12 protein-coding genes, 1 tRNA gene and 1 pseudogene are annotated in these 16142 nt (G+C 75.0%); 8 read left to right on the top strand and 6 right to left on the bottom strand.

The genetic code is table 11. From position 1 onward, the window contains the following. Together ACFU6K_RS10165 and ACFU6K_RS10170 are read right to left on the bottom strand one after the other, a co-directional pair. Positions 1-135, bottom strand: a pseudogene (locus ACFU6K_RS10165) (FHA domain-containing protein); the annotation flags it as partial. Between the two features lie 46 nt (positions 136-181). Continuing rightward, positions 182-1048: an FhaA domain-containing protein gene (locus tag ACFU6K_RS10170; protein ID WP_380662087.1), complete on the bottom strand. Its 867-nt coding sequence runs from the start codon at positions 1046-1048 to the stop codon at positions 182-184. A gap of 421 nt (positions 1049-1469) precedes the next feature. Between ACFU6K_RS10170 and ACFU6K_RS10175 the strand changes: the two genes are divergently transcribed. Next, positions 1470-1553 (top strand) — tRNA-Leu (locus tag ACFU6K_RS10175). An 83-nt stretch (positions 1554-1636) separates the two neighbouring features. Here the strand turns inward: ACFU6K_RS10175 and ACFU6K_RS10180 are convergent. Both ACFU6K_RS10180 and ACFU6K_RS10185 read right to left on the bottom strand, forming a co-directional pair. Beyond that, positions 1637-2782, bottom strand: a complete 1146-nt coding sequence (locus tag ACFU6K_RS10180) for a sensor histidine kinase (RefSeq protein WP_380662089.1) — start codon at positions 2780-2782, stop codon at positions 1637-1639. Further along, positions 2779-3429, bottom strand: coding sequence for a response regulator (locus tag ACFU6K_RS10185; RefSeq protein WP_380662107.1), 651 nt, complete (start codon positions 3427-3429; stop codon positions 2779-2781). Before ACFU6K_RS10185 ends, ACFU6K_RS10180 begins: the two co-directional genes overlap by 4 nt. A gap of 341 nt (positions 3430-3770) precedes the next feature. Between ACFU6K_RS10185 and ACFU6K_RS10190 the strand changes: the two genes are divergently transcribed. Both ACFU6K_RS10190 and ACFU6K_RS10195 read left to right on the top strand, forming a co-directional pair. Beyond that, positions 3771-5600, top strand: a complete 1830-nt coding sequence (locus ACFU6K_RS10190; RefSeq protein ID WP_380662091.1) for a phosphatidylglycerol lysyltransferase domain-containing protein — start codon at positions 3771-3773, stop codon at positions 5598-5600. A gap of 169 nt (positions 5601-5769) precedes the next feature. Further along, entirely contained in the window at positions 5770-6570 is an 801-nt protein-coding gene (locus ACFU6K_RS10195) for a hypothetical protein (protein WP_380662093.1), read from the top strand. Positions 6571-6652: 82 nt separating this feature from the next. Here the strand turns inward: ACFU6K_RS10195 and ACFU6K_RS10200 are convergent, their stop codons facing one another. After that, a complete protein-coding gene (locus ACFU6K_RS10200; protein WP_380662095.1) occupies positions 6653-9493 on the bottom strand; it encodes a SpoIIE family protein phosphatase in 2841 nt (946 codons plus the stop codon). Positions 9494-9708: 215 nt separating this feature from the next. On the opposite strand from ACFU6K_RS10200, the gene ACFU6K_RS10205 reads away from it, so the two are divergent. The 5 genes from ACFU6K_RS10205 to ACFU6K_RS10225 all read left to right on the top strand — a co-directional run bounded on the left by ACFU6K_RS10205 (position 9709) and on the right by ACFU6K_RS10225 (position 15898). Continuing rightward, entirely contained in the window at positions 9709-10929 is a 1221-nt protein-coding gene (locus ACFU6K_RS10205; RefSeq protein WP_380662097.1) for a rhodanese-like domain-containing protein, read from the top strand. Between the two features lie 93 nt (positions 10930-11022). Continuing rightward, a complete protein-coding gene (locus tag ACFU6K_RS10210; protein ID WP_380662099.1) occupies positions 11023-11685 on the top strand; it encodes a DUF5819 family protein in 663 nt (220 codons plus the stop codon). Next, the gene (locus tag ACFU6K_RS10215) at positions 11682-12977 is read left to right on the top strand and encodes an HTTM domain-containing protein (protein ID WP_380662101.1); all 1296 of its coding nucleotides are present in this window, start codon (positions 11682-11684) and stop codon (positions 12975-12977) included. Before ACFU6K_RS10210 ends, ACFU6K_RS10215 begins: the two co-directional genes overlap by 4 nt. Before the next feature lie 9 nt (positions 12978-12986). Further along, positions 12987-15140 (top strand): FUSC family protein, encoded by a 2154-nt coding sequence (locus ACFU6K_RS10220; RefSeq protein WP_380662103.1) that lies wholly within the window; start codon positions 12987-12989, stop codon positions 15138-15140. A 5-nt stretch (positions 15141-15145) separates the two neighbouring features. After that, positions 15146-15898: a TrmH family RNA methyltransferase gene (locus tag ACFU6K_RS10225; RefSeq protein ID WP_380662109.1), complete on the top strand. Its 753-nt coding sequence runs from the start codon at positions 15146-15148 to the stop codon at positions 15896-15898. A 40-nt stretch (positions 15899-15938) separates the two neighbouring features. On the opposite strand, the gene ACFU6K_RS10230 is transcribed toward ACFU6K_RS10225, so the two are convergent. Next, on the bottom strand, positions 15939-16142 hold a 204-nt coding region (locus ACFU6K_RS10230; protein WP_380662105.1), incomplete at its 5' end, for a peptidoglycan-binding protein.

A 16142-nucleotide genomic window follows, 5' to 3' on the forward strand; every position in this document is an offset into this window, starting at 1 on the left:
CCCCCGACGGGAGGGGCGCGGGTTCACCTTGGTGCCGAACAGGTCGCTGCGGATCACCTGGATCGCGACGATGACGAACAGCCACAACACGGCCAGGAAGCCCAGCCGCATGACCGTGAGGGTCAGTTCTGACATGACCGTCCCGCCAGTCGGTGAGCGAGGCGCGCGAACAATTCGGACACTACCCTTCGACCTGCCGGTAGACGATGGTGGTGGAGCCCACGACGATTCGCGAGCCGTCGCGGAGCGTAGCGCGCTGGGTGTGCTGTCCGTCCACCACGATGCCGTTGGTGGACCCCAGGTCGAGCACCATCGAAGGGGTGCCGGGCCGGATCTCGGCGTGCTTGCGGGAGACCCCGGGGTCGTCGATCCGCACGTCCGCCTCGGTCGACCGGCCGAGCACGCAGGCCGAGCCGGTGATCTGGTGGCGGGCGCCGTTCACCTCGATCCAGCGGCGCGTCCCGGCGCCGCCGTGGCCCGCGCCGGGGAAGGCCCGGACGTTGCCGCCCGCGGGCGCGGGCGGACCCGGGGGCATCGCGGGGGGCGCGGCCGGCGGCGGGGGCGCGTTGTACTGGCCGGCGCCGGGCTGCTGCCACGGTGCGCCGGGGGCCGGGGCGGCCGGCGCACGGTCGTAGCCGGGCTGCGGCGGCGCGTACTGCTGCTGCGGGGGCTCCTCGGCGGCGAGGGTGCGGCTGCGCACCCGGTACAGCCCGGTGTCCAGGTCGTCGGCCTTCTCCAGGTTCACCTGGAGCGGCCCCATGAAGGTGTAGCGCTGGGCCTCCGCGTACTCGCGGACCATGCCGGCCAGCTCGGTGCCGAGCTGCCCGGAGTAGGGGCTCAGCCGCTCGTGGTCGTGCGGGCTCAGCTCGACGATGAAGTCGTTCGGCACGACGGTGCGGTCGCGGTTCCAGATGCTCGCGTTGTTGTCGCACTCGCGCTGCAGCGCTCCGGCGATCTCCACGGGCTGGACCTCGGACTTGAACACCTTGGCGAAGGTGCCGTTGACGAGACCCTCGAGCCGCTGCTCGAACTTCTTCAGCACTCCCATGGGGCACCCCCTTCCAGGGTTCGTTCGCCTGCCTGCCGGCCGGATCCCGCCCGGGACCCGGTCGCGCCTCCTACTTGCGGTACTTCCGTACTGATCGTATCCACGCCGGGCCCTTCCGTACGGTTCCCGGACCGTGTGGTGCCCGGGGGTGGGCTCGGACACACAGGGTGACGCATGTCGGGTACGGCACGCCAGGTGTGCCCGTCGGAGCACCCTTCCGACGGTCGCACGGGTGTGCGTCGGGCATCGGTTCGGGTGCCGTGGGCCTCCCCGGACAACGGATTCGGAGCAGCCCCCCAGGTCGTGCTAATGTTTTCCACGTCGGAAGGGCCGCCCGAAAGGGAGGCCGGTCCAGGAAGCGCGAAGTACCGATGGTACCGAGTGGTTCGGAAGACCGGTCGGCAATGAGGACAACACCCATGCGCGGGTGGCGGAATAGGCAGACGCGCTGGATTCAGGTTCCAGTGCCCGAAAGGGCGTGGGGGTTCAACTCCCCCCTCGCGCACAGCGAAGCCCCGCAGATCTACGGATCTGCGGGGCTTTCTCGTCGTCCGCTCCCCGGCTCCACCGGATCGGGTGCGGGCGGGATCAGCCGCGGCTGGCCGGGAGTTCGGCGCGGACCTCGAAGCCGCCGTCCTGGGTCGGCCCGGCGGTGAGGGTGCCGCCCAGCAGCTGGGCGCGCTCGCGCAGGCCGACCAGGCCGTGGCCGCCGCCCGGCAGGGTCTCGGCCGGACGCACCGGCGGGGCCTCGTTGCGGACCTCGACCCGCAGCCGGCGGCCCTTCGCCCGGACCCGGACGTGCACCGCCGCCTCCGGGGCGTACTTGGTGATGTTGGTGAGCGCCTCCTGGACGGTGCGGTAGGCGGCCCGCTCGACCGCCTCCGGCCACGGGCGGTCGCCGGGCACCAGCTCGGTGTCCGCGGCTAGGCCGCTCTGCTCGATCAGCCGGGGCAGGTCGGCCAGCCGGGGCTGCGGGGCGAGCGGGGCGTCCGGCAGCCCGCCGGTGCCGCGCAGCACCCCGACCATCTGCCGCAGCTCGTCCAGGGTCCGTACGGACAGTTCGCGGATGGTGCGGGCGGCGGTCACGGCGGCCGGGTCGGTGCTGCTCACCTGGAGCGCGCCGGCCTGGATGCTGATCAGGCTGACCTGGTGCGAGACCACGTCGTGCATCTCCCGGGCCAGCCGGCCGCGCTCGCTGATCAGCACCCGCTCGGCCAGCAGCCGGCTCTCCCGCTCCTGGCCGCGGGTCAGCTCGTCCAGCCTGGCGGCCAGCTCCCGCCGGGTGCGGGCGAGCAGACCGGTGGCGGTCGGGCCGGCCGCCAGCATCACGGCCTGGATGGCGTCCAGCGCGGTGGCGCGGCTGAGGTCGAGGACGTCCTGGGGCAGCGGCCAGTGGAAGAACTCGACCAGCGCGAACAGGACGCCGCAGGGGATCACGACCCGGGGGCGGGGGCGCTCGGCGGCCACCGAGTAGACGGCCGTGATCGGGGCCAGCCAGATCTCGTCCACCCAGCTGCCCGGCATGGTGAGGAGCAGCGCCGCCACCGGGAAGCGGCGGCGCCAGAACAGGGCGACGGCGGCCAGCGTGGACAGCGCCACCTGCCACCAGGCGGCCTCCCGGGCCACCAGGGCGGCGTCCAGCAGGGCGTACAGGACGGGCAGCAGCAGCATCAGCCAGGGGGCGGTGCACCAGGCCGGCAGCCGTCGGGACGGCAGTTGGTCGGCGGTCGTCATGCCCCGTCGCCGGGCTTGGGCCGGACCAGACCGGCCCGGTGGGCCAGGACGGCGGCCTGGACCCGGTTGGCGGCGCCGAGCTTGCCGAGGATCGCGCTGATGTGGTCCTTGACCGTGCCGGTGCCGAGGAAGAGCCGGTCGGCGATCTCGGCGTTGGACAGGCCCTCGCCGAGCAGCGAGAGCACGTCCAGCTCGCGGCCGGTGAGGGTGCGGGCGAGCGCGGTGGCCTCGGCGTCCGGGCCGCCGCCGTCCACGTAGCCGCCGATCACGGTGCGGGTGACGGTCGGGGAGAGGATGTTGCCGCCGGCCGCGAGCACCCGGACGGCGTGCACCAGCTGGTCGGGGGCGGTGTCCTTGAGCAGGAAGCCGGCCGCGCCGGCCCGCAGCGCGGTGCCGATGTACTCGTCGGTGTCGAAGGTGGTGAGCATCGCCACGGCGGGCGGGTCGGGCAGGGCGCGCAGGCGGCGCAGCACCGAGATGCCGTCGAGGTCGGGCATCCGGATGTCGAGCAGCACCACGTGCGGGCGCAGCCGCTGGACGTGCTCCTCGGCCTGCCCGCCGGAGCAGTCGCCGACCACCTCCAGGTCGGGGGCGGAGCCGACGATCAGCCCCAGGCCGGAGCGGACCAGGATCTCGTCGTCGACGATCAGCACGCGGGTGGTGGTGATGGTGCCTCCTCGGTTCGGGCGGCCGGGTCGGGGCGGTCCGCGTGGGTCGTTTCGAGGGTAGGGGTAGGCGGGGCGGGGTGCCGAACGTGCGGGGAGCGCTCACCCCCGCCGTTCGGCGGGGGTGGGAATCCGCTACCCGGTTCACGCAATTCTCAGCCTGGGTGGGGAAACATGGAGTTGGCTGACTCTTTTCCGGCCGCTTCTCCTTTTCGGGCGGTCGGCCGGGCGAGGTCGCCGGTCAGTCCGTCGGGCCCGAGCGGGCGCCCGGCGCCGGGCCGTTCGCGGATGCGCCCCACCATCTGATCGTTTGGAATTGAGCTGTGTCGTCCACTGTGAAGTCGGAGCCGTCCGCCACGTCGCCCGGGCCCCGGCCCGTCGACGAGCCCGGGCGCTGGCGTTCGAGGGCCGCCACGGCCTCCGTCTGGTACCTGCGGCTGATCGCGCTGCTGAACGTGGCGACGGTGCTGCTGGTGCCCTTCCGCAACCAGGTCAGCGAGCACAACGAGGGTGAGTACTTCACCCCGTACCTGATGACCTCCGGGCTGGCCAGCGCGGTGCTGTCGGTGTTCCTCGCGATCGCGATGCGGCGGCGCAAGCGGGCCGCGTGGATCTTCAACACGGCGCTCGGCGGTCTGTTCGCGCTGCTCTACCTGGCGTTCATGCTGGTGCCGGACGAGCGCTTCAACAGGCACCCGCTCAACTACTTCTCCACCGTCCTGACCTGCCTGTTCGTCCTGGCGCTGCTGGTCGGGCGGAAGGAGTTCACGTCCAAGGGCGACAGCTCCAACCCGAAGACCGCGGCGGCCACCTTCGTCGGCGGGCTGGCCTTCGGCGGCGGGGTCGGCGCGCTGCTGGTCTGGCTGACCAACGAGCTGTCCGGCGCCGGCTTCTGGGACCTGTTCCGCTACTCGGTCGGCCGGATGATCACGATCACCCCGACCGAGCACCTGCGCTCGGTGATCGCCGCGCCGACCTGGGTGAACGCCGCGATCAACGCGATGGGCGCGGTGCTCTTCCTGCTGGTGCTGTACGTCGCCTTCCGCAGCCCGCGCGGCAAGGAGCTGCTCACCGCCGAGGACGAGGCCAGGCTGCGCGGCCTGCTGGACAAGCAGGGCGAGCGGGACTCGCTCGGCTACTTCGCGCTGCGCCGGGACAAGGCGGTGGTCTTCTCCCCCAGCGGCAAGGCGGCGGTCACCTACCGGGTGATCGGCGGGGTCTCGCTCGCCTCGGGCGACCCGATCGGCGACCCGGAGGCCTGGCCGGGCGCGATCGACGCCTGGCTGTCCGAGGCCCGCGAGCACGCCTGGGCGCCGGCCGTGATGGGCGCCTCCGAGGAGGCCGGGGTGATCTACGCCCGGCACGGGCTGGACGCGCTGGAGCTGGGCGACGAGGCGATCGTCGAGCTGGACGAGTTCTCGCTGGACGGCCGCGCGATGCGGGTGGTCCGGCAGGCCTACAACCGGGTCAAGCGGGCCGGGTACACGGTGCGGATCCGCCGCCACGAGGACATCTCGGAGGCGGAGATGGCCGAGCTGGTGGCCAAGGCCGACGAGTGGCGCGACGGGGCGACCGAGCGCGGCTTCTCGATGGCGCTCGGCCGGCTCGGCGACCCGGGCGACGGCCGCTGCGTGATGCTGGAGTGCCACGACGGGGACGGCGAGCTCAAGGCGCTGCTGAGCTTCGTGCCGTGGGGCCCGGACGGGCTCTCGCTGGACCTGATGCGCCGGGCCCGGGACACCGAGAACGGCCTGATGGAGTTCATGGTCATCGAGCTGCTGCAGCGCGCCGACGAGGTCGGGCTGAAGCGGGTGTCGCTGAACTTCGCGATGTTCCGTTCCGTCTTCGAGCGCGGTTCGCGCCTCGGCGCCGGCCCGGTGCTGCGGCTGTGGCGCTCGATCCTGGGATTCTTCTCGCGCTGGTGGCAGATCGAGTCGCTGTACCGCGCGAATGCCAAGTACCGGCCGATCTGGGAACCGCGCTACCTGCTCTTCGAGAAGAGCAGTGAGATTCCGCGGATCGGTATCGCGAGCGCGCGCGCCGAGGGTTTCATCGTCGCGCCGAGCCTGCCCGCCCTGTTCCGCCGCCGGCACGCCCGGGCCGCCGTGGTGGCGCCCCGGGTCCCAGTGGCGGCCCGGGACGGGAAGGGGTAGCCCTCCGTCGGGGGGCGGAGGGAACCGGCCGGTCGAAATGGGGGGCTGATGGGGGGATTGCCTCCCCCCAGAGGATGACCCGACTCCCCATCCGTGCCGATGTGGCTTTGTTAACTGGCTTCTAATGTTGGAGTAGTAGAGCGTTCGGGGATTCGGAGAAACTGTTGTGATGCACAGGACCCACGCGGGGGGCGTGCGAAAGGGGCCGCTGGCAATCGCCGGAGCGGCCGCTGTCGCCGAGTGGGGAACGCTGTTCGCGACGGTCCGGGACGCGGTGGTGCGAAAGAAGTTCGCCGCCGTTCCCCTGGCCACCGTCGCGACGTTTCTGATCCTGCTGTTCAGCGTCGTCCAGCACCTGCCGGGCGGCGAGCGTTTCGTGAACAACATCGGGGTGGTGCGGGCGGCGCTGCCGCTGGACGTCTCGCTGCTGCGGACCCCGCTCTCGCTGTACGTGCCGGCGCTGGACCTTCCGGTCTGGGGGGCGCTGGCCCAGGTGTTCGTGGTCTTCGCGATCGCCGAGATCGTGCTCGGCCGGCGGATGACCCTGGTGGTCGCCTACACCTGCACCCTGGCGGGCACGCTGTTCGCCCGGGTCGGCGTGGCGATCGGGCCGCACCACCTGTTCGGCTTCCCGAAGTGGGTCGCCTACGTGCGGGACACCGGGCCCTCGGCCGCGGTGGTGGCGCTGGCGATCTGCATCGCGTTCCGCTGCCGGGCGTGGCTCACCGCCGGCCTGGTGGTGGCGGTGATGATCGGCGAGGCGGTCGTGCTGCCGAACCTGGCCGGTCTGGAGCACGTGGTCGCGGTGATCACCGCGCTGCTGATCGCCGTCTCGGTCGAGGTCTTCGGGGACTTCTGGCCGCGGGTGCTGGCCGGGGTCGGCGCCGCCGCCTCGGTGGCCGCGGCCGCCTCGCGGGAGGTCGCGGTGGAGGCCCGGCGGCGCACCTCGGCGGGGGCCGTCATCCCCTGACGGGCGCCGACCGCGCTCAGGCCGGCCGCGTACGGGTGCCCGTGCGCGGCCGTTGCGCGTCCGGGGCCCGTCGGCGCGGCCGTCAGGCGCGCGGGAGCGGGAGCTCGAACCAGACCACCTTGCCGACCGCCTTGCGGGCGGTGCCCCAGTGTTCGGCGAGCTTGGTGACCAGGGTGAGGCCGCGGCCGGTCTCGCCGAGCTGCTCGGCCGGCTCCAGCGAGGGCAGGTTGTGGTTGTCGTCGCTGACCTCGACCAGCAGTTTGTCCACCCGGATCAGCTGGAGCTTCACGGTGTCCCGGGCGACCCGGACGGCGTTCGTCACCAGCTCGCTGACCAGCAGCTCGGTGGTGTCGCTGAGCGCCTCCAGGTGCCAGCCGGCCAGCTGCTCGCGGACCAGCGAGCGGGCCCGGCCGACCTCGCGGTGGTCCACGGTGAGGTCCCAGGTGGCCACCTCGGACGGGGCGACCCCGTCGAAGCGGGCCACCAGCAGCGCGACGTCGTCCTTGCGGTCGTCCGAGTGCAGCCGTCGCAGCACCACGTCGCAGGCCTGCTCGGGGCTCTGCCGGGGGTCGATCAGGTTGCCGCAGAGCGCGGCCAGGCCGGCTCCTATGTCCCCGCCCCGGACCTCGACCAGGCCGTCGGTGCAGAGCACCAGCATCGAGCCGTCCGAGACGTCGATGGTCTTGGCGACGAACGGCACCCCGCCGACGCCGATCGGCGCGCCGGCCGGGATCTCCAGCAGCTCGCCGGTGCCGTCGGGGTGCACCAGGACGGGCGGGACGTGGCCGGCGCTGGCCAGCTCGCAGGTCCGGTTGATCGGGTCGTAGACCGCGTACAGGCAGGTCGCGAGGTGGTCGTCGCCGAGCTTGTGGGCCAGGTTGTCCAGGTGGCGCAGCAGCTGGCCGGGCGGCAGGTCCAGGGCGGCGAGGGTCTGCATCGCGGTGCGGAAGCGGCCCATCGCGGCGGCGGAGTGGATGCCGTGGCCCATCACGTCGCCGACCACCAGGGCGACCCGGCTGCCGGGCAGCTGGATCGCGTCGAACCAGTCGCCGCCGACCTCGGCCTTGGGGTCGCCGGGCAGGTAGCGGTGGGCGATCTGCACGCCGGGGATCTGCGGCGGGCGGGTCGGGATCATCGAGCGCTGCAGGGTGGTGGCGACCCTGGCCTCGGCGCGGTGCAGCCGGGCGTTGTCCAGCGACAGCGCGGCGCGGACGGCCAGCTCCTTGAGGGTCGCGGCGTCGCTCTCGTCGAAGGGCGCGCGGTCCGGCAGCCGGAGCAGCTTGAGGATGCCCAGCACGGTGCCGCGGGCGGAGAGCGGGACGACCAGCATCGAGCGGCCGGTGACCACCGGGGTCAGCCGGGCGTCGCCGAGCGCGATCGCGTAGTCGACCGCGACGTCCGGGCTGACCACCGGGACCAGCACCGGCTGGTTCAGCTGCAGGGCCATCCCGGGCGGGGTGCGGCGGGGCATGCGGACCAGCGAGCCCTCGGAGAGCACGTGGTCCCAGACGCCGCCGGTCTCGTTGTGGACCAGGGCGACCCGGCGCAGCATGGTGTCGTCGTCCGGGCGGGCGGCCGGCAGCTCGGAGTCCGAGATCAGCCCGTCCACCAGGTCCACGCAGGCGAAGTCGGCGACCCGGGGGACCAGTACCTGGCAGAGCTCGTGGGCGGTGAAGCCGAGGTCCAGCGTGGTGCCGACCTTGCCGCCGACCTCGTTCAGCAGGGCCAGCTGCTCGCCGGCCTGCCCGTTGGTGAGGAACGGGCCGAGCCGGCCGGGCGGGCCCTCGCCGCCGGCGGGGGCGGAGACCGGGACGGCGGCGGGCGGGGCCTGGTCGGTGCGCAGCGGCGGACGGCCGGTGGCGGACGGCTCGACGGCGGCGTACTCGATGGCTGCGGCTCCTGCGGTGGGCGGGGGCACCTCCCGGCCGGAGGCGGGGGGCGGGACGGACGGGGCGCCGCCCGCCGCGCCGCCGCCGACGGCGGCCACCGGCCGGACGGCGGAGGGGGCCGCGGGCTGGGCGGCGGGGCGCTCCAGGGTCTCGCGCTGGCCGGGCAGCGGGCCGGGCGGACGGCGGCCGGGCGCGCCCTGCTCGGGCTGCGGCGGCGGGCCGACCCGGGCGGCGCGCTGCTGGGGCGTCGGGTAGCGGCGGCCGAGGCCGGCGGCCGCCTGCGCCCTGCCGGTCTGGGCGTCGGCGGGCAGCACCGGCAGCACGGTGGCCGGGTCCAGCCGCAGGGCGGGCAGTCCGCCCCGTTCCAGCGCGGCCAGCAGCGCCGTGTGGTGGGCGGCGGGCAGCAGCCGGGCCAGCGGCTCGGGCACCGGCAGGCCGGCCGGGGTGAGCGCGGCGGTCAGGGCGTGGAAGCCGCCCCGGACCCCGGGCGCGGCGGCGAAGGGGAGCAGCCGCTCGCCGAGCGCGAGCCGCGGCCCGGCGGCGCGCAGCGGGCGGGCGTCGGCGGCCAGCGCCAGCAGCCCGCCGACCGGGCCGGGCAGCGGGTACGCCCACCAGAGCACGTCGCGCTGGTGCTCCTCGCGGTCGGTGACGGTCAGCCGGCCGGTCCAGGGGCGGCCGTCGGCGGTGCGCTCGGCGAGGGTGTCGAACGCGTCGCAGGGGCGGCGGACGGAGCAGCGTTCGAGCACCCGCGACTCCAGGGCGGGCAGCAGGCCGGAGGCCGGGCGGTCGTGGGCGACGTCGGCGCGGTGGCCGAAGAGCTCCTCGGCGGCCCGCCCCCACTGCGCGATCCGGCCGGACCGGTCGACCAGGACGGGGACGAGCCGGACCAGGGCGGCCACCCCCGTCGGGTGGTCGCCCGGCGCGGTTCCGTCGCCCGCCGGCCGCGGTGTGGAGTTGGACTCGGCCACCATGGATTCGCTCTGCTCCCGCCTGGCCGCCGCGCCCGGGGCGGCCGTCTCTCCGGAGGAAGGCACGCTGTGCGGATACCAGCGAAGCACGGACCGGGCCGGGCTCGACACCGAAACGGGGAGATTCCTCAGGATCGGTTGCGTGTCGTGCGCCGCGCGCCGGTCCGCACCCCCGGTTCACCCGGACGGGGCCCGCGACCACGGCGGTAGGGTGGCAGGCCGGACCGCCCGTACGAGTGGTCCGCAGGACGCCGCCGGCCGGACGAGACAGAGGCGAGAAGTTGAGCGCGCAGAGCCCCGCCCGCTGGACGGACCCGGAGCAGCAGGCACTGGAGGAGCGGGTCGCCGCCGCCGAGCTGGCCTGGCTCAGCATGGACGTGGACGTCCAGACGCTGCGGGTCGAGATCGACAACTTCGCGCTGATCCACCATCAGCTGCTCGGCCCGCTCTACGCCCGGCTGGACGAGCTGGACGCGCTGGTCGCCGAGGCCGTGGCGGCCCGCACCGGCCTGCCGGAGGACCTGCGCCGGGCCGCCGAGGCGCGCCGGCAGGTCGACGAACTGCCCGACCTGGACGCGCTGTTCGACTCGGTGCGGGAGCAGTCCGGCCAGGACGGCGAGCCGGCCCCGCCGCCGCCCGCCGCGCCGGAGCGGGTGCGGCCCGGCAAGGAGGCCCAGCGGATCTACCGCGAGCTGGTCCGCCGCGCCCACCCCGACCTGACCACCGACCCGGCCGAGCAGGAGCGCCGGGCCGCCTTCCTGGTCCGGGTCAACGAGGCCTACGCGTACGGGGACGCGGGCGCGCTGGGGGCCCTGGCCGCCGAGTGGTCCACCGCGCCGGAGGCCGCGCCCGCCGTCGACTCCCCCGACCGCTCGGACTGGCTGCGCCGCCGGCTGGACTGGCTGACCGCCAAGATCGGCGAGACCGCCGCCGAGCAGGTCCGGCTGGAGCAGACCCCGATGGGTCAGCTGCTCGCCCTCGCCCCGCAGGACCCGGACCGGCTGCTGGAACAGCTCGCCGAGGAGCTGCTGGCCAAGGCCGCCGGGCAGCAGGCCGAGCTGGAGCGGCTGCTCGGCGGCCCGGCCCCGGCGGACGGCCCGTCCTCCGGCGGCCACGGCACGGCGCCGGTGGGCGACAATGGCACGCACCCGATCGAATCCCAGGAGAGCCACACGATGTTCCCGCAGATCCCCTCCGCCGACGCCGCCGCCGTGCCCGCCGACGCCGCCCTGCTGGACGTGCGCGAGCAGGACGAGTGGGACGCCGGCCACGTGGACGGCGCCCTGCACATCCCGATCGGCGAGGTGATCGCCCGGCTCGGCGAGCTGCCGGACGAGAAGCTGTACGTGCTCTGCCGGGTCGGCGGCCGCTCCGCGCAGGTCGTCCAGTACCTGGTGCAGCAGGGCCGGGAGGCCGTGAACGTGGACGGCGGGATGTACGCCTGGCAGGGTGCGGGCCGTCCGATGGTGAGCAGCACCGGCCAGGAGGCCTTCGTCCTCTGACGGCCCCCGCCCCACGGCCCTTAGGGCAGGATGGGCGCGCGCGAGCGCGCCGGCACCGGGCCGGCGGTGCCCGCCGACCGGTCGGGGGAGGCCATGACCGAGACGACGGACCGGCCGGCTGCGGGGCGGGCCTGGTCCAGGCCCGCGCAGCTGGTCCTCGGCTTCGCCGGGGCGGTGCTGGCCGGCGGCACCGGGCTGTTCCTCGCCGCGGTCTTCCTGCACGTCGCGCCCGCCAACTCGGTGTCCCGGCAGTACCGGGACGAGCTCGACGGCCTGGTGTACCCGGAGTTCGAGCAGAACTGGAAGCTGTTCGCGCCCAACCCGCTCCAGCAGAACGTGAGCGTGGACGCCCGGGTCCGCACCGCCGCGCCCGGCGGGGCCACCCGTACCCACGACTGGATCGGGCTGACCGCGCAGGACATCGCCGCGATACGGGGCAACCCGGCGCCCAGCCACGTCGACCAGAACCTGCTGCGCCGGGCCTGGGACTTCTACGACGGCTCGCACAACCCGCAGGACGAGAGCCCGGCCTCCCCGCGCGGCCGGCTCGCCGAGCAGTACCTCAAGCGGATCGCCCTGCAGCGGATCGGCCGGGAGGCGGACGGCGAGCGGGTCCTGGAGATCCAGTTCCGCTCGACCGCGGTCACCGTCCCGCCGCCGTCCTGGAGCGGCGAGCCCGCGCCGGCGGCGCCCCGGGTGCGGGAGCTGCCGTGGTGGCCGGTGGCGGACGAGGACTACCGGGGGCTGCTCGGATGAACGAGGCGACGGTACGGGCGGGCCGGCCCGACGGGGAGTTGCCGCCGGGCGCGGCGGTGCCGTCCGGCGGTGTGCCGCGGCAGGCCGGGGCCGGGCGGTCGGCGGAGCCCGGTGCGGTGCGGGAGGCGCGGGAGGCGCGCGGTCCGCGGGCGCCGCTCGGGCGGGCGGCGGAGGCCTTCACCGGAAGGGTGCTCGGCCGCCACCAGGCCGCGGTGGTGCGGATCGGCTTCGGGCTGGTCTGGCTGGCCTACCTGCTGCGCGAGTGGCCCCACCGGCGGGTGCTGTACGGCGACCGGTCCCCCTGGTCGATGGAGCTGGCCGAACGGCTGCTGGCCGACAACGGGGCGTTCACCGTGCTGCCCTGGTTCGGCGGGCGGCTCTGGTTCGAGCTGGTCTACCACCTGGCCGTGCTGGCGGCCCTGGCCGTGCTGCTGGGCTGGCGGACCAGGGCGAGCACGGTGCTGTTCCTGGTCACCGTGCTGTCCCTGCAGAACCGCGACGTCTTCCTCGGCGACGGCGGCGACAACGTCGTCCACCTGATGGCGGTCTACCTGGTCTTCACCCGCTGCGCCGAGGTCTGGTCGCTGGACGCCCGCAGGCCCCGGCCGGGGCGGACCGGGGTGGTGCTCTGGGCGGTGCTCGGGGCCGCCCTGGCGGCCTGTCAGTTCGGCGGGTTCGCGGGCGACACCCTGACCTGGACCGACCGGGCCTTCCCGTACCTCGGCTGGTCGCCGCTGTTCTGGGGGCTCTGGGCGGTGGCCGGGCTCTGGTGGACGCTCGGCCGGCTGCGGCCGGACGGCGAGCCGCGGGCGGTGCTCGACGCGCTGGCCACCATGGTGCACAACTGCGCGATGCTGGTGATCGCCGTCGAGGTGGTGCTGATCTACGCCACGGCCGGCTGGTACAAGGTGCAGGGCTCGCGCTGGCAGGACGGCACCGCGCTGTACTACCCGCTGCACCTGGACTACTTCGCCCCCTGGCCGGGGCTGTCCGCGCTGGTCGGCTCGGCGCTGCTGCCGGTCTTCCTGATCTCGTACGGCACCGTGGTCCTCCAGGTGGCGTTCCCGTTCACGCTGGTCAACCGGCGGGTCAAGAACGTCCTGCTGGCCGTCATGGTGCTGGAGCACGCGGGGATCGCGGTGGTGCTCGGGCTGCCGGTGTTCTCGCTCGCGATGATCGCGGCGGACGCGGTCTTCCTGCCGACCGGGGCTCTGCTGTGGGTGGCGGCGCGGCTCCGCCGGAGGTCGGGCCCGGCCCGGCCGGAGGTCACGCCCTGGGAGGTCGCGCCCTAGGATGTCGCTATGTCCTGGTTCGCCGCACTTCGTGACACCGCGCGGACCGGGCTCACCCTGGACCGGGCGCTCACCGACCCCAAGCGGGCGGTGCGCGGGGCGGTCGCGGTGGCGCTGGTGCTCTTCCCGACCCTCGCGCTCGGCGGGGTCGCGCTCGCCACCTCGGCCGCGATGGGCGCGTTCATCGCCGGCTCGGCGACCTTCCAGCGCAGCTTCCGGCCCCGGGCCAGCCTCGCCGTCGCGGCCGGGGCCGGACTCGGCGTCAGCACCTTCCTCGGCTACCTGGCCGCCGGCGTCCCCGGACTGTTCCCGGTGCTGCTCGCGGTGTGGGCCTTCGGCGCCGGGCTGGCCTGGGCGATCGGGCCCACCGCCGGGGTGGTCGCCACCAACACCGTCTCGGTGATGCTGATCGTCGTCCAGCTCCCGGTCAGCACCGTCACCGCGCTCAGCCACGGGCTGGTCGCCGCCCTCGGCGGGGTCGTCCAGGCCACCGTCATCACCGTCTGGCCGATCGGGAGCTGGACCGCCCAGCGGCAGGCCCTCGCCGACACCTACGCCGAACTCGCCGACTACGCCCGGCGGTTGCGGCAGGACCCGACCGCGCACGTGGACCCGGAGCCGTTCATGACGGCCCGCCACGCGGCCGCCCTCACCCCCTGGCAGGACCGCCACCGGCCGCCCGAGCTGCGCGGCCTGCGCGGCATCGCCGAGCGCATCCGGCCCACCCTCGCCGCACTCGCCGACCCCAAGGTGGGCGCCCCCGAGGAAGGGCCCGAGCGGGACCGGGCCCGGGAGGTGCTGGCGGCCGCCGCCGAGGTCATGGACGCCCTCGCCCGGGCGATCCGCACCGGCGACCCGGTCCGGCTCCCCCGCTCCGCGCCCTCGCTCACCCTGGTCGGCTCCGACGACGGGCCGCGGCTCCAGGGGGCGGCCCGGCGCTCCGCCCGGCGGCTCGGCGGGCTGCTGCGCAAGGCCGCGGACACCCTGGACCGCAACGACGAGGACACCATCACCACGCCCGTGGTCGGGGCCGGCGGGGCGCTGAGCAAGCCCACCATCGCCCGGATGCTGCCGGTCGCGGCGCGGGCCGTCCGGCGGCAGCTGCACCCGCGCTCGGCGATCTTCCAGCATGCCGTCCGGCTCGCCGGGGTGGTCACCGTCGCCTACCTGCTGGCCCGGCTCGCCGGGTTCCACCACGGGTACTGGGCGCCGATGACCGCCGCGATGGTGATGCGGCCGGACTTCGCCCAGACCTACAGCCGGGGCGTCGCCCGGCTGGCCGGGACGGTGGTCGGGGTCGCCGTCTCGACGCTCGTGGTGCAGCTGCTCCACCCCGGGGAGTGGGTGCTGGCCGCGCTGGCGGTGCTCTGCATCGGCGGGGCGTACCTGGCGTTCCGCACCGGGTACGCGCTCACCACGGTCGGGATCTCCACGTACGTGGTGTTCCTGCTCGGGCTGCAGGAGGGCAACCCGCTGGTGACGGCCTTCGAACGGGTCGGGCTCACCCTGCTCGGCGGGTCGATCGCGCTCGTCACGTACGCGCTCTTCCCGACCTGGCAGACCGCCCGGCTCGGCGAACGGCTGGCCGAGTGGCTGGCGGCCGCCGGACGGTACGCGGGGGCGGTGATCGCCTGCTACGAGAAGCCGGCGGCGCCGCGCGGGCGGGTCGTGCGGAGCGCGCTGCTGGACTCGCGGGAGGCGCGGTCCGAACTGATCCAGGCGATGCAGCGGGCCGACGCCGAACCGGGGCGGCACGAGACCGGGCTGGCCGGGGTGAGCCGGCGGCAGATCGACCGGGCCCGGGCGGCGGTCGGGGCCCTCGGGCGGGCGGCCGTACTGCTGGAGGCCCACCTGCCGGCGGCGGACGCGGAGCCGGTGCCGGGGACGGGGGAGTACGCGGAGGAGCTGCGGCTGGCGACGGCGCTCGCGGCGGCGGCGCTGCTGACGGGGCAGCCGGTGGAGTTCGGGGCGGTGCGGGAGGCGCAGGCGCGGTTGGAGGAGGGGTTGGCGGGGGCGCCGGCGGGGGTGCAGCGGGACGTGGTGCGGGCGGGGGTTCGGTTGGTCGGGCAGGCTCTGCGGGACTTGGAGCGGGCTCTGCGGGGCTCTTCCTCGGAGGGGGCCCCTCGGGAGGGTGGGGGGCCGGGGGAGACGATGGCGGAGTGAACAGGATGGACGAGGACGAGCTGGTGCGGGCCTGGCGGGCGGCCGAGCGGGAGCCGGGGGCGGTGCTGCTGGACGGCTTCCACGCGCTGAAGCACGCACTGCGGTTCGGCGGCGACGTGCGGCGGGTGCTGACCGCGGACCGCGGGGCGCTGCTGGCGTTGGCGGGTGAGCTGGCGTCGGACGTCGTTCCGGCGCTGGAGGGGCTCGCGGTGGAGCTGCCGGAGGCGGCGCTGCGGGGGCTGGCGCCGCGGCCGCACCCGACCGGGGTGATCGCGCTGGCCGTGCGGCCCGGGGTCGAGGCGAACCGGGCGGTGCTGGGCCGGCTGCCGCGCCGGGCGCCGGTGGTGCTGTTGGAGAATCCGCGCAACCTGGGGAACGTCGGGGCGGTGATCCGGCTGGCGGCGGGCTTCGGCGCCACCGGTGTGGTGACCACCGGGGACCTGGATCCGTGGCACCCGAACGTGCTGCGGGGGAGCGCCGGGCTGCACTTCGCGACCGCGGTGGAGCGGCTGGCCCTGCCGGAGCTGCCGGACGGGCCGCTGTACGTGCTGGACCCGGAGGGGGCGGACATCCGGGACGTGCCGTTCCCGGACGACGCGCTGCTCGCCTTCGGGACGGAGCGGCACGGTGTGTCGGCGGAACTCAGGGCCCGCGCCGACCGGTTGGTGGCGGTGCCGATGCAGCCCGGGGTGTCCAGCTTCAACCTGGCGACCAGCGTCGGGATGGGCCTGTTCCACTGGATGTCGGGGAAGCGCTGAGGCGCGGCGCCCGGGTGGGCACCGCGCCTCGGAGGGGGCGTCAGGAGAAGAGCCGGCGCCAGGTGTCGGGGCCCGGGTAGCCGTCGGCCTCGGCGCCGCGCCAGCCCTGGGCCTGTTGGAAGGCCTGGACGGCCCGGCGGTCGCTCTCCGTCCAGCGCGGTCCCGGGCCGACGCTGTACGAGCCGCCGAAGCCCTTGCGGACCAGCTGCTCGCCGAGCTGCCGGACGTGGTCGTTGCTCTGGCC

It is taken from the genome of Kitasatospora sp. NPDC057512 (genome assembly GCF_042802135.1).
Classification (GTDB): domain Bacteria; phylum Actinomycetota; class Actinomycetes; order Streptomycetales; family Streptomycetaceae; genus Kitasatospora.